Source organism: Saccharothrix hoggarensis (assembly GCF_042678885.1).
GTDB lineage: Bacteria > Actinomycetota > Actinomycetes > Mycobacteriales > Pseudonocardiaceae > Actinosynnema > Actinosynnema hoggarensis.
The window spans coordinates 19,014-32,327 of sequence record NZ_JBHTLK010000003.1 but is presented as its reverse complement, the minus strand read 5'-3'; the positions used below and the strand labels follow the sequence as shown (position 1 = coordinate 32,327).

12 protein-coding genes are annotated in these 13,314 nt (G+C 71.7%); 6 read left to right on the top strand and 6 right to left on the bottom strand.

Going from position 1 to position 13,314, the window contains the following annotated elements; genetic code table 11:
* Positions 1 to 107 precede the first annotated feature (107 nt).
* Positions 108 to 791 carry a DUF2345 domain-containing protein gene (locus ACFQ3T_RS01095; protein WP_380718715.1) on the top strand — a complete coding sequence of 228 codons (684 nt, stop codon included), beginning with the start codon at positions 108 to 110 and terminating at the stop codon, positions 789 to 791.
* Between the two features lie 12 nt (positions 792 to 803).
* Here the strand turns inward: ACFQ3T_RS01095 and ACFQ3T_RS01090 are convergent, their stop codons facing one another.
* The gene (locus ACFQ3T_RS01090) at positions 804 to 1,469 is read right to left on the bottom strand and encodes an HNH endonuclease (protein ID WP_380718713.1); all 666 of its coding nucleotides are present in this window, start codon (positions 1,467 to 1,469) and stop codon (positions 804 to 806) included.
* Between the two features lie 151 nt (positions 1,470 to 1,620).
* Between ACFQ3T_RS01090 and ACFQ3T_RS01085 the strand changes: the two genes are divergently transcribed.
* The 4 genes from ACFQ3T_RS01085 (at position 1,621) to ACFQ3T_RS01070 (ending at position 6,774) form a co-directional block, all read left to right on the top strand.
* Positions 1,621 to 3,714, top strand: a complete 2,094-nt coding sequence (locus ACFQ3T_RS01085) for a prolyl oligopeptidase family serine peptidase (protein WP_380718711.1) — start codon at positions 1,621 to 1,623, stop codon at positions 3,712 to 3,714.
* Positions 3,715 to 3,735: 21 nt separating this feature from the next.
* Complete coding sequence (locus tag ACFQ3T_RS01080) at positions 3,736 to 4,617, top strand: mechanosensitive ion channel family protein (protein WP_380718826.1); 882 nt, start codon at positions 3,736 to 3,738, stop codon at positions 4,615 to 4,617.
* 117 nt (positions 4,618 to 4,734) lie between these two features.
* Positions 4,735 to 5,121: a globin gene (locus ACFQ3T_RS01075; RefSeq protein ID WP_380718709.1), complete on the top strand. Its 387-nt coding sequence runs from the start codon at positions 4,735 to 4,737 to the stop codon at positions 5,119 to 5,121.
* Positions 5,122 to 5,178: 57 nt separating this feature from the next.
* Positions 5,179 to 6,774, top strand: coding sequence for a glycoside hydrolase family 13 protein (locus ACFQ3T_RS01070; RefSeq protein WP_380718707.1), 1,596 nt, complete (start codon positions 5,179 to 5,181; stop codon positions 6,772 to 6,774).
* Positions 6,775 to 6,860: 86 nt separating this feature from the next.
* Here ACFQ3T_RS01070 and ACFQ3T_RS01065 read toward each other — a convergent pair whose 3' ends face one another.
* From ACFQ3T_RS01065 to ACFQ3T_RS01045, 5 genes are read right to left on the bottom strand one after another with little or no spacing between them, the layout of a single operon-like run.
* Positions 6,861 to 7,487: a hypothetical protein gene (locus ACFQ3T_RS01065; protein WP_380718705.1), complete on the bottom strand. Its 627-nt coding sequence runs from the start codon at positions 7,485 to 7,487 to the stop codon at positions 6,861 to 6,863.
* Positions 7,480 to 7,911 (bottom strand): acyl-CoA thioesterase, encoded by a 432-nt coding sequence (locus ACFQ3T_RS01060; protein WP_380718703.1) that lies wholly within the window; start codon positions 7,909 to 7,911, stop codon positions 7,480 to 7,482. The genes ACFQ3T_RS01065 and ACFQ3T_RS01060 overlap by 8 nt, the downstream gene beginning before the upstream one ends.
* 51 nt (positions 7,912 to 7,962) lie before the next feature.
* Complete coding sequence (locus ACFQ3T_RS01055; RefSeq protein ID WP_380718701.1) at positions 7,963 to 8,880, bottom strand: DNA glycosylase AlkZ-like family protein; 918 nt, start codon at positions 8,878 to 8,880, stop codon at positions 7,963 to 7,965.
* On the bottom strand, positions 8,877 to 9,884 hold the full coding sequence (locus ACFQ3T_RS01050; protein ID WP_380718699.1) for a LacI family DNA-binding transcriptional regulator: 1,008 nt from the start codon (positions 9,882 to 9,884) through the stop codon (positions 8,877 to 8,879). The genes ACFQ3T_RS01055 and ACFQ3T_RS01050 overlap by 4 nt, the downstream gene beginning before the upstream one ends.
* An 11-nt stretch (positions 9,885 to 9,895) precedes the next feature.
* A complete protein-coding gene (locus tag ACFQ3T_RS01045; RefSeq protein WP_380718696.1) occupies positions 9,896 to 11,446 on the bottom strand; it encodes a glycoside hydrolase family 13 protein in 1,551 nt (516 codons plus the stop codon).
* Between the two features lie 218 nt (positions 11,447 to 11,664).
* Here ACFQ3T_RS01045 and ACFQ3T_RS01040 point away from each other — a divergent pair, with 218 nt between their 5' ends.
* Positions 11,665 to 13,230 (top strand): carbohydrate-binding module family 20 domain-containing protein, encoded by a 1,566-nt coding sequence (locus ACFQ3T_RS01040; protein ID WP_380718694.1) that lies wholly within the window; start codon positions 11,665 to 11,667, stop codon positions 13,228 to 13,230.
* The last annotated feature ends 84 nt before the right edge of the window (positions 13,231 to 13,314 follow it).

The window sequence follows — 13,314 nt, the reverse complement described above, 5'->3', positions numbered from 1 at the left end:
GAGGCGAATGGCGGCCGGTTTGGCGTCTTGTCCTGGGCCCAGTCGGCTTCTAGCTTTTCACCTGTACGGGTCTTGCGCATCCGATTCCGGATACTAATTCCCGCCCGATGAGTCTCGGAGGACACGACATGTACACCGTGAACCGCGCTCTGGTCGCCGCTCTCACTCGTTCGTCGTACACCCAGTCAGAGCAGAGCGTTACGGCTGTTCGGCGCTCCACGGGGGCCTCCCGGTCCGTCCGCATCACGGCACGGGACTCCGTTCGGATTACCTGCGCGACGCCCGACTCGGTGCGCATCACCGCTCGGGACTCGGTCCGCATCACCGCGTTCGGCTCGGTGCGCATCACCGCGCGCGACTCCGTCCGCATCACAGCCTGCGACTCGGTGCGCATCACGGCGTCCGATTCCGTGCGCATCACGGCCCGCCAGGACTCGGTCCGCATCACCGCCCGCCAGGACTCGGTCAGGATCACGGCCCAGGACCGCGACTCGGTGCGCATCACGGCGCGCGACCGCGACTCGGTGCGCATCACCGCCCGCGACCGCGACTCGGTCCGCATCACGGCGCGCGACCGCGACTCGGTCCGCATCACGGCCCAGGACCGCGACTCCGTTCGCATCACCGCACGTCAGGACTCGGTTCGCATCACCGCACGTCAGGACTCCGTGCGCATCACCGCGCGCCAGGACTCGGTCAGGATCACGGCGCGGGACTCCGTTCGCATCACGGCGCGCCAGGACTCGGTGCGCATCACGGCGCGCCGCGAGGACTTCGCCCTGGCGGCGTGAGGCGGTGCCGGCTCAGGCCGCGGGTTCGCCCAGGTAGGGCAGCCACAGCGGGTCGGCCTCGGTGACGCCGGCCAGCAGCCGCCAGTGCGGCCCGCGGGGCGCGTTCGGCACCACGCGCAGGCGCCAGCCCAGCTCCGAGAGGAGCTTGTCGGCCTTGCGGTGGTTGCACTTCGCGCAACAGGCCACGCAGTTGGTCCACGAGTGGGGACCGCCCCGGCTGCGCGGCACGACGTGGTCGATCGTCTCGGCCCGCCCGCCGCAGTACGCGCAGCGGTACCGGTCGCGGTGCATCAGCCCGGCGCGGGTCAGCGGCACCCGGCCGCGGTAGGGCACCCGCACGTAGTTCGCCAGCCTGATCACCGACGGAACGACCACCTCGGACGTCGAGGAGTGGACGACCGCCCCGGCGGGGTCGCCGTGCACCACCTCGGCCTTCCCGCACACGACGAGCACCACCGCGCGCCGCAGCGGCAGCGCGGTGAGGGGTTCGAACGTGGCGTTGAGCAGCAGGACCTTGCGCCGGCCCCAGGGCAGCACCACGGGCGCCTGACCGGCCCCCTCCCCGTCGACCACAGCGTGCACGGACGACACCGCGAGCTGTTTTTGGCCGGACGGGGCCGACGACGCGATCCCGGCGTTCACCAGGGCGCCGATCGGGGTGGGTTGTCGGTCTGGCACGCGACCACCTCCACCGGTTCAGGCATAGCAGACCACAGATGGGCCCCAAAAATCACCTGTGATATGTGACGTGTCACGGAGCCGTGGCCAAAACCCCGGTGAACAGACCCCTATCGAAGATGGTTTTCATCAGGGTTCTACGCTCGGCGAGGTGACCGAAGCCCCCCGCGCAGCGCTGCCTGCGACGATCACCTACCCCACCGCGGAACGGCTCGACCTCGTCGAGGACCTGCACGGACACGCGGTCGCCGACCCGTACCGGGCGCTCGAAGACCCTGCGGACCCCCGCACCGCCGCCTGGTCCGCCGAGCAGGACGCGCTGGCGCGGTCGTGGCTGGACGCCATGCCCGGCCGGGACGCGCTCGGCGCCCGCCTCGCCGAGCTGATGCGGACCGGGTCCGTCGGCACACCGGTGTGGCGGGCCGGACGGGCGTTCTACACCCGGCGCGACCCCGACCAGGACCACCCCGTGCTGTACGTGCGGGTGGACGGCGTGGAGCGGGTGCTGGTGGACGTGTCCGCGCTCGACCCGACCGGCCGGACCACGCTGGACCGCTGGACGCCGTCCGCCGAGGGCACGCGGCTGGCCTACCAGGTGTCGGTGGGCGGCGACGAGCACTCGTTGCTGCACGTCCTCGACGTGGACACGGGCGAGCTGCTGGACGGCCCGATCGACCGGTGCCGGTACTCGCCGGTGGGCTGGCTGCCCGGCGGCGAGGAGTTCTTCTACGTGCGGCGGGTCGACCCGGCGCTGGTGCCCGAGGACGAGCGGCAGTTCCACCGGCGGGTGTGGCGGCACCGCGTGGGCGCGCCCGCGTCGGACGACGTGAACGTCCACGGCGACGGGCTGGACCACACCTACTACTACGGGCTGTCCCTGTCGGAGGACGGTCGGTGGCTGCTGGTGAACGGCGCGCCCGGCACCGTGCGGCGCGACTCGGTGTGGATCGCCGACCTGCACGGCGACGCGGAGCTGCGGCCGGTCGTGCTGGCCGAGGACGGCGTGCAGTGCGCGGCCTGGGTCGCCCCGGACGGGCGGCTCTACCTGCGGACCAGCCTCGACGCGCCCCGGTTCCGGCTGTGCGTGGCCGACCCGGCCGCGCCGACCGAGTGGACCGAGCTGGTGGCCGAGGACGCGGACTCGGTGCTGGACGCCGTGACGTGGCTGGACGGACACCTGGTGCTCCTGCGGACGCGGCACGCGGTGTCGGAGCTGCACCTGCATTCCCCCACGACCGGCGCCCACGTGGGCGAGGTGCCGATGCCCGGGACGGGGTCGCTGCACGGGTTGTCCACAGTCGACGCGCTCACCCCCGCGGATCGCGACGTGCTGTGGTTCGGCTGGTCGGACTTCACAACGCCCATGTCGGTGTACCGGTACTCGCTGTCCGAGGGCCGCACCGAGCTGGAGTCGGCCGCGCCCGGAACGGTCGCGTTGCCGGAGTTGTCCACACAACAGGTCTCGTACCGCTCGGCCGACGGGACGGTCGTGCGAATGTTCGTGGTGTCCGGGGAGCAGCACCCGGACCTGCCCCGTCCGACGCTGCTCACCGGGTACGGAGGGTTCGCGGTGGGCCGCGGGCCGGGGTACAGCGCGACGACGCTGGCGTGGGTCGAGGCGGGTGGCGTGTGGGCGCACGCGTCGCTCCGCGGCGGCGACGAGGAGGGGGAGGAGTGGCACCGGGCCGGGATGCGCGAGCGCAAGCAGAACGTGTTCGACGACTTCCACGCGGCGGCCGAGCGGCTGATCCGGGACGGCTGGACGACGCCGCAGCAGCTGTCGATCACGGGCGGGTCGAACGGCGGCCTGCTCGTCGGCGCGGCGTTGACGCAGCGGCCGGAGCTGTACGCGGCCGTGGTGTGCTCAGCGCCACTGCTGGACATGGTCCGGTACGAGAAGTTCCTGCTGGGGAGGTTGTGGGCCGAGGAGTACGGCTCGGCGTCCGTGCCCGAGGAGCTGGGGTGGCTGCTGGCCTACTCCCCGTACCACCAAGTGCGGCCGGGAGTTGAGTACCCTTCGGTGCTGTTCACGGTCTTCGAGTCGGACAGCCGCGTGGACCCCAACCACGCCCGGAAGATGTGCGCGGCGCTCCAGCACGCGTCATCGAGTGATCCGACGAAGCACCCGGTGCTGCTCCGCCGCGAGACCGAGGTGGGGCACGCGGGCCGATCGGTCAGCCGGTCGGTGGGGCTGGCCGTGGACCAGTTGACCTTCCTGGCCTGGGCGACCGGGCTCGACTTGTGAGAGCGGAGGACTGAGCAGGTGCTGGACGTGGAGTCGACCCTCGCCGTCGACTGGTGGGTGACGAACGGGCCGAAGTTCGCCGCGAGTGCCCTGAAGATCGCGTTGATCGTGGTCGTCGCGGTGGTGGTCCGGTTCCTGCTCCGCCGGTTCATCGACCGGATGACCCGCGGCAACGGCGACCGGAAGCCCAAGCTGCTCAAGCCGCTGCGGGAACGCGCGCCCCAGGCGTTGGGCGCGCTGGTCTCCGAGCGGCGCGAGCAGCGGGCCAAGACCATCGGCTCGGTGCTCAAGTCGTTCGTCACGATCTTCGTGTTCGGCGTGGCGTTCATCCAGATCCTCACCGAGCTGAACATGAACCCCGCGCCGATCCTGACCTCGGCGGGCATCCTCGGCGTGGCGATCGGCTTCGGCGCGCAGAACCTGGTCAAGGACTTCCTGTCCGGCATGTTCATGATGCTGGAGGACCAGTACGGCGTGGGTGACGTGGTCGACCTCGGTCCGGCGACCGGCACGGTGGAGGCGGTGGCGCTGCGGATCACCACGATCCGCGACACGAACGGCACCGTCTGGTACGTCCGCAACGGCGAGATCCTGCGCGTCGGCAACTCGTCGCAGGGCTTCGCGGTGGCCGTCGTCGACCTGCCGCTCGGGTACGGGGCGAACCTGTCGTCGGCCGCCGAGGTGCTGACCAAGGCGGTGGTCGAGGCGACCGCCGAGGAGTCGCTGGCCAAGGACGTCATCGACAAGCCGCAGGTGCTCGGTGTGGAGAAGGTCACGCCCGAGGGCATCACGATGCGCGTGACGGTGAAGGTGCGGCCGGGTCGGCAGTGGGCCGTCCAGCGCGCCCTGCGGGCCAAGCTGATGCCCGCCCTGGACGACGCGGGCATCTCGCTGAAGTCCTGACCCGGCCGGCCCGGGGGTGTCGCGGCGCACGGTCGCGCGGCGCTCCCGGGCCCCCGCCGGCGGGCGTCCGGACCGGGGGCGTGGGACTCACCCCCGCGGCTGAGGCAGGATGGAGGGGTGACCACTCCTCCGGAGAACTTCTACGAAGCAGTGGGCGGGTACGAGACGTTCCACAAGATCGTCGCGCGCTTCTACGAGGAAGTCGCCGCCGATCCCGTCCTGCGCCCGATGTACCCCGAAGAGGACCTGGGCCCCGCCGAGGAGCGGTTCCGGCTGTTCCTGATGCAGTACTGGGGCGGCCCGCACACGTACTCCGACACGCGCGGTCATCCTCGGTTGCGGATGCGCCACGGTCCGTTCGTGATCGGTCCCGTCGAGCGGGACGCCTGGTTGCGCTGCATGAAGGTCGGCGTCGACTCGGTCGACCTCTCCCCCGAGCACCGTCAGCAGCTCTGGGCGTACCTGGAGATGGCCGCCAACAGCATGATGAACGCTTGGGTGTGATCTTTGATCACCCGAACGGGGTCGTGGTGTCCGACGCGAATGGCAGGATGACGTCTCGTGCGACGATCCTCCGACCTACAACCAGAGATCGCCGACGACTCCGCCTGGTGGCGTGACGCCGTCTTCTACCAGGTCTACGTCCGATCCTTCGCCGACGCGAACGGTGACGGCGTCGGCGACCTCGACGGCATCCGCTCCCGGCTCGGCTACCTCGAACTGCTCGGCGTGGACGCCCTGTGGCTGACGCCGTTCTTCACCTCGCCCATGGCCGACCACGGGTACGACGTGGCCGACCCGCGTGACGTCGACCCGCTGTTCGGGGACCTGGCCGCGTTCGACCGGCTGGTCGCCGAGGCGCACGCGCACAACCTCCGCGTCACCATCGACCTCGTCCCGAACCACACCAGCGACCGGCACCCCTGGTTCCAGGCCGCGCTGCGGGCCGGGCCGGGCTCGGCCGAGCGGGACCGGTTCGTGTTCCGCGACGGCGGCGGGTTCGACGGTTCCGTGCCGCCCAACAACTGGCCCAGCCAGTTCGGCGGCCCGGCGTGGACCCGCGTCCCGGACGGGCAGTGGTACCTGCACCTGTTCGCGCCCGAGCAGCCCGACCTGAACTGGGACAACCACGAGGTCGCGGCCGACCTGGCGCGCACGCTGCGGTTCTGGCTGGACCGCGGCGTCGACGGGTTCCGGATCGACGTCGCCCACGGGATGGCCAAGCCCTACGGGTTGCCGAACATGGACCCGCGGGCCGAGCTCGGCTCCGGCGTCATGCACGACAACGCGGTGGACCCGCGGTTCGACAACGACGGCGTGCACGAGGTGCACCGGATGATCCGCAAGGTCCTCGACGAGTACCCGGGTCGGATGGCCGTCGGCGAGATCTGGGTCAAGGACGACGAGCGGTTCGCCCGCTACCTGCGGCCCGACGAGCTGCACCTCGGGTTCAACTTCCGGTTGGCCGAGGCGCCGTTCGACGCGGACGCCGTGCGGACCGCCATCGAGCACTCCCTGGGCGCGGTCCGGGGCCTCGGCACGCCGCCCACGTGGACGTTGTCGAACCACGACGTGGTGCGGCACGTGACCCGGTACGGCGGGGGCGCGCTCGGCGAGCGGCGGGCGCGGTCGATGACGCTGGTGGAGCTGGCGCTGCCCGGCGTCGTCTACCTGTACAACGGCGAGGAGCTGGGGCTCCCGAGCGTCGAGCTGCCCGACTGGGCGTTGCAGGACCCGATCTGGCAGCGGTCCGGGCACACCCGGCGCGGGCGGGACGGGTCGCGCGTGCCGCTGCCGTGGGAGGGCGACACGCCGCCGTTCGGCTTCTCCCGGGCGCCGGCCACGTGGCTGCCGCAGCCGAACGAGTGGGCGGGCCTCACGGCCGAGTCGCAGCTGGAGGACCCCGGCTCGATGCTGTCGTTCTACCGGCACGCCCTGGAGCTGCGGAAGTCGCACGGCGCGTTCAACGGCGACGAGCTGGAGTGGTACGGCGCGCCGGCGGGCTGCTTCGCGTTCCGCCGCAAGGGCGGCGGGTTGATCTGCGCGCTGAACACGTCCGGCGGCCCCGTGCCCCTGCCGCCCGGCGAGGTGCTGCTGTCGAGCGGCCCGATGGACGGCGCCCAGCTGCCGCCCGACACGGCCGTCTGGCTGGTCTGACGACGTGCCGCGGCCCCCGCCTCGGGTGAGGCGGGGGCCGCGTGCGACGGCCGGGTCAGCCGAGCTGCCGGGCAGCGGCGCGCGGGTCAGACCAGGAGCGGCAGCATGGAGTGACGGCGGCGGACCACCGCGCCGAACCGGGCGTCGATGCGCAGCCACGAGTCCGTGGCCGTGATGCGGACGTCGTCGCCGCCCAGGAAGCCCATGCCGGACAGCGCGAACAGGCACCGCATGGGCACCTTCACGTCCAGCCCGGAACCGCTCACCGTCAGCACGGTCTGGTCCAGCAGCGACGCGGGCGGCGTGCCGCGCGGGCCCGCGTTCTCCCGCGCCACCTCCACGCCCTTCTCCGCCAGCTCCGACACGACGCTGCCGGGCAGCCGGTCCACCGGCAGCCAGCCCGCCGACGGCGGCAGCGCCGACCGCCACATCATGTCCCGCGCCGGACCGGGGTCGACGGTCTCGCTGCGCACCACGGCCAGGCCGGTGAGCAGGTCGTTCGCGGACACCGTGACGTCGCCGGGCGTGATCTGCCCGGCCACCGTCCGGGTGGCCAGCGCGTCGAACGGGGTCGCGACCCAGGCGTCGACCAGGCCGCCCGACGCGCGGTTGCGCAGGCGCACCACCGCCTGGGCGTCCAGGCGCACGGCACGCGCGACGAACGCGCCGAGGTCGTCCCGCTCGGCGGGGTCGGCGAGGACCAACTCAGGCACCATTACCTCCGGCACGCCAGCCCGCGAGGAAGTCGCGCTCGGCTTCGAGGAGACGGCGCGGACGTCCGGCCGTCAGGTTGTACGGCACCATAAGGGTCTCCGCCGTCGCGACGACAGCGCTGCCCTCCCGGCGGCCGTCGCGGACCGCGTAGTCGAGCGTGAACGACGCCGACTTCAGCTCCCGCACCGACATCTCCACCACGATCTCGGCGCCGGTGAACACCAGCGGCGTCAGGTAGTCCACCACCAGCCGGGCCACCACGACGCCCTTCGCCATGTCCGGCACGCCGTGCCGCTCGGCTTCGGTGAACAGCAGGTCGATCCGCGCCTCTTCCAGCAACGTCACCGTGTTGGCGTGGTTGACGTGGCCGTAGGCGTCCATGTCCGACCAGCGCGGCCGCACACCCGTGACGAACACACCCAACTTGAACGCGCCTCCTGGTGTCGTTGCGGTGGCAGTGACCCTATCCACGTGCTACACCCAGGTTAAGTCGGGCTGGACATCGAGGAATCGGCCCAGGTCAGCGACCTCGTCGGCGATGTCGGGACGGTCGCCGAACGGGTGCACGGAGAACCGCGCGCCGTCCCGCCGCCACACCGCGACCACCCGGCCGTCCACCACGACGTGCGGGGTCACGAAGCCGCCGCCGGTCTGGACGAGCGGCACGTGCTCGGGCGCGAGCGCGGCGGACCGGTCGCGGTAGCCGAGCAGGTAGGGGTCGAAGTGGCCGAGCATGCGGACCGCGCCGCTCGGCTCGGCCGGTTCGTCGGCCACCTCGGGCAGGTCCCGGAGCCGCTTCTTCGGCAGGCCGCTCCACGCGGCGAAGTCGTCGGGCGTCGCGGGGCCGTAGGCACGCCGGTAGCGCCGCCACAGCTCGTCCACGCCGCGCGGCTCGACCTCGACGTCCAGCAGGCGGTAGGTGTCGTCGAGACCGCGGCACAGCACGCCGGAGTGGGCGGCGAACGCCAGCAGGTGCGCTGGCGCCTGCGACTTCGGGTCCAGGGCGATGCCGACTTCGGAGAGGCGGGCGACGACGTCGGCGCGGGCCAGCGGTTCGGTGAGGACTTTGCGGAGCGCGGGCAGCGCGCGTTCGCACAGCTCGTCGGTGAGGCCGAGCTGCTCGCGGCGACGCCGTCCGGCGGCGATGAACGTCGGCCCGAGGAGGTCCACCACCCACAGGTCGTCCTCGTGGAGCAGGTGGAGGGTGCCGCGCATGGCCCACGTGCGCACCAGAGGGCCGTCGAGGGACCGCACGCCCCTGGCGCGCGCCGCGAGCCGTGCCGCGGGGACGTCCTGCGCCTGCAGGGCGAAGACGGAGGCGAACAGGTCCGTCACGTCGGTCGCGGGGTGCGAGAGGCGTTGCGCGCGCATCCGCTGTGCCGACGCGGTCATCTCGGACGGGCGCCCGTCGACCCGCGCACCACCAGCTCGGGCTGGAACACGAACTCGGCGTGCGTGCCCGAGAAGGAGCTCACCGACGTGCCGCCGATCTCCTCCAGCAACGCGTGCACGGCGGCCTGCCCCATCGCCTCGACGGGCTGGCGGATCGTCGTCAGCGGCGGGTCGGCGAACACGATCAGCGGCGAGTCGTCGAAGCCGACCACCGACACGTCCCGCGGCACGGACAGGCCGCGCTGGCGGGCCGCCCGGATCGCGCCGAACGCCATCAGGTCGCTCCCGCACACGATTGCCGTGCAGCCGCGGTCCAGCAGGGCGTTGGCCGCCGCCTGCCCGCCCTCGACCGTGAACAGGGAGTGCTCCACCAGCTCGGCCGCCTGCGGGCGGGCGAGCGTGAAGCCCTCCACCATGCGCTGGGCGGGCACGAACCTCGGCGGGCCCACGGCCAGGCCGATCCGCTCGTGCCCCAGCTCCACCAGGTGCGAGACGGCGAGCCGGACGGCCACCCGGTTGTCCACCGACACGAACGGCGCGGACACCTGGTCGGTGTAGCCGTTGATCATGACGAACGGCACGCCGCGCCCGGCCAGCTTGACGTACCGGTCCTTGTCGGCGGTCGTGTCGGCGTGCAGGCCGGACACGAAGACGATGCCGGTGACGCCGCGGTCGACCAGCATCTCGGTCAGCTGGTCCTCGGTCGACCCGCCCGGTGTCTGCGTGCACAGCACCGGCGTGTAGCCGTCCCTGGTCAGCACCTGCTCGATGACCTGCGCGAACGCCGGGAAGATCGGGTTGTTCAACTCGGGGGTGATCAACCCGATCAACCCGGCGCTGCGCTGGCGGAGCCTGGGCGGCCGTTCGTAGCCGAGGACGTCCATCGCGGCCACCACGGCCTGGCGGGTGGCGGCGGAGACGCCCGGCTTGCCGTTGACCACCCGGCTGACCGTCGCCTCGCTCACGCCTGCCTGGGTCGCGATGTCACTGAGCCGCGCTGTCACACCGGGTGACTCTACGGGCGCGCGATCCACACGGTCGTGTCCGCCGGCACGAGGACGTCCCCGTCCTCGGTCGCACAACCACCCGAGGCGAGCACCACCTGCCCGTCCACGGCCACCCGTGCCACGTCCGGGCCGAAGTTCACCACGCACGTGAACCCGCCGCGGCGGAACGACAGCACGCCCTCCGGCGCGTCCAGCCACTCGACCTCGGAGCCCGCGCCCAGGTCCGGCTGCTCCCGCCGCACGCGCAGCGCGCCGCGGTACAGCTCCAGCACCGAGTTCGGGTCGCCCCGCTGCTCCTCGACGCTCAGCCCGGCCCAGTCCGCGGGCTGCGGCAGCCACGAGCCGCCGTCGCCGAAGCCGAACGACGGGCCGTCCGCCGTCCACGGGATCGGCACGCGGCAGCCGTCACGGCCCCGGTCGGTGCGGCCCGAGCGCTCCCACACCGGGTCCTGGAGCACGTCCTCCGGCAGGTCCAGCACCTCGGGCAGGCCCAGCTCCTCGCCCTGGTAGACGTACGCGCTGCCGGGCAGCGCCAGCATCAGCAGCGCGGCGGCCCGCGCCCGCGCCACGCTGCCGTACCGCGTCACGTGCCGCTGCACGTCGTGGTTGGACAGCACCCACGTGGTCGGCGCGGACACCGGCCTCATCGCGGCCAGCGAGTCGTCGATGACCTGCCTCAGGTCGGCGGCGTTCCACTCGGCGGTCAGGTAGTGGAAGTTGAACGCCTGGTGCAGCTCGTCGGCGCGCAGGTAGCGGGCGGTGCGCTCGGGGCTCGGCGTCCACGCCTCGGCCACGCCGATCCGGCTGCCGGGGTACGAGTCGAGCACCTTGCGCCAGTCGCGGTAGATCTCGTGCACGCCGTCCTGGTCGAAGAACGGCAGCGCCTCCGTGCCCAGGAGCTTCAGGTGGCCGGGCGTGCCCACGTCCGGCAGGCCGTCGGCCTTGACCATGCCGTGCGCGACGTCGATGCGGAAGCCGTCCACGCCGAGGTCGAGCCAGAAGCGGAGCACGTCCAGGAACTCGTCGCGGACCTCGGGCTGGTCCCAGTTCAGGTCCGGCTGCTCGGGCGCGAACAGGTGCAGGTACCACTGGCCGTCGGGGACCCGCGTCCACGCGGGGCCGCCGAAGACGGACTCCCAGTCGTTCGGCGGCTGGTCGCCGCGGCCGTCGCGGAAGTGGTAGCGGGCGCGCTCCGGCGAGCCGGGGGCGGCGGCGAGGGCCTGCCGGAACCACTCGTGCTGGTCGCTCGTGTGGTTCGGGACGAGGTCGACGATCACCTTGATGCCGAGGGCGTGCGCGTCGTCGACCAGCGCCTTGGCGTCGTCGTTGGTGCCGAACAGCGGGTCGACGGTCCGGTAGTCGGCCACGTCGTAGCCGCCGTCGGCCATCGGGGAGCGGTAGAACGGCGTGATCCACACCGCGTCCACGCCGAGGTCGGCGAGGTAGGGCAACCGGGAGCGGATGCCGGGCAGGTCACCGACGCCGTCGCCGTTGGAGTCGGCGAAGCTGCGCACGTAGACCTGGTAGATGACGGCATCGCGCCACCAGTCCTGCGTCATGGGGGTGTCCTTCCGGATCGGTTCCGCCGGAGGGCAATGAAATACTTTGCAAGTGTTTTCAGCAAGTCTGCCACCTGGTATGACCTAGGACACATCCCTGCCACCTAGGAGACACCGTGGTTTCCGCTAGTCGACGCGCTTTGGGCGCGATAGCCCTCCTGCTGTTCAGCCTTTTGGCGGTTCCGCAAAGTTTTGCAACGCCACCGTCCGCGAAGGACGTGACCGCGACCCTGTTCCAGTGGCCGTTCGCGCGAGTGGCTTCGGAGTGCACGAACGTCCTCGGGCCCCGCGGCTACGGGTTCGTCGAGGTGTCACCGGCCACCGAGCACATCCAGGGGTCCCAGTGGTGGACCTCGTACCAGCCCGTCAGCTACCGCATCGCCGGGCGCCTCGGCGACGAGGCCGCGTTCCGGAACATGGTCAACACCTGCCACGCGGCGGGCGTGAAGGTCATCGCGGACGCGGTGATCAACCACATGAGCGCCGGGTCCGGCACGGGCACCGGCGGCTCGTCCTACACCAAGTACAACTACCCCGGCATCTACAGCGACCCGGACTTCCACTCGTGCCGGTCGCACATCAGCGACTACCGCAACCGCGACAACGTGCAGAACTGCGAACTCGTCGGGCTGTCGGACCTCAACACCGGCAGCGACTACGTGCGCGGCCGGATCGCGTCGTACCTCAACCACCTGATCTCGCTCGGCGTGGACGGGTTCCGGATCGACGCGGCCAAGCACATGGCGGCGACCGACCTGTCGGCGATCAAGTCGCGGCTCAGCAACCCGAACGTGTTCTGGGTGCACGAGGTGATCTACGGCGCCGGCGAGGCCGTGCAGCCGGGTGAGTACACCGGGTCGGGCGACGTCGACGAGTTCCGGTACGCGTACGACATCAAGCGGATCTTCCAGAACGAGAACCTGGCGTACCTGAGCACGTTCGGCCAGTCGTGGGGCTACCTGCCGAGCGGGCAGGCGCGGTCGTTCGTGGACAACTGGGACACCGAGCGCAACGGGTCCACCCTGACGTACAAGGACGGGTCCACCTACACGTTGGCGAACGTGTTCATGCTGGCGTGGCCCTACGGCGCGCCGAACGTGTACTCGGGGTACGAGTTCACGAACCACGACGCCGGGCCGCCGTCCGGGTCCGAGTGCTACACCTCGGGGTGGAAGTGCCAGCACCGGTGGACGCAGATCGCGTCGATGGTCCAGTTCCGCAACGCCGTGGCCGGCACGTCCGTCGTCAACTGGTGGGACAACGGCGGCGACGCGATCGCGTTCGGCCGGGGGAACAAGGGGTTCGTGGCGATCAACCGCGAGGCGACGTCGTTGACGCGGACGTTCCAGACGTCCCTGCCGGCCGGCTCGTACTGCAACGTGCAGCGCGACGGGTGCGTGGCGGTCACCGTGGGGTCGAACGGCCAGTTCACGGCGACGTTGGGAGCCGGTGAGGCGGTGGCGCTGCACGTCGGCGCGCCGGCCGGCGGCAACCCGCCGCCGGCGGCGTCGGCGACGTTCGCGGTGAACGCGACGACGACGTTCGGGCAGACGATCCACGTGGTCGGCGACCACCCGTCGCTGGGTTCCTGGAACCCGGCCGCCGCGGTGCCCCTGTCGTCCGCGACCTACCCGACGTGGCGGGGGTCGGTGTCGCTGCCGGCCGGGACGACGTTCCACTACAAGTACATCCGGAAGGACTCCGGTGGCGCGGTGACGTGGGAGAGCGGCACCAACCGCTCCGCCACGTCACCCGTGACGCTGTCGGACACCTGGCGCAACTAGGCCCGGTCGGGACGCGGCTGTTCCGATTGTTCGGCGAGGGGCCGGCACGGTTCCCTCGCCGCAGGTCGGCCGGCGGTCCGGCAG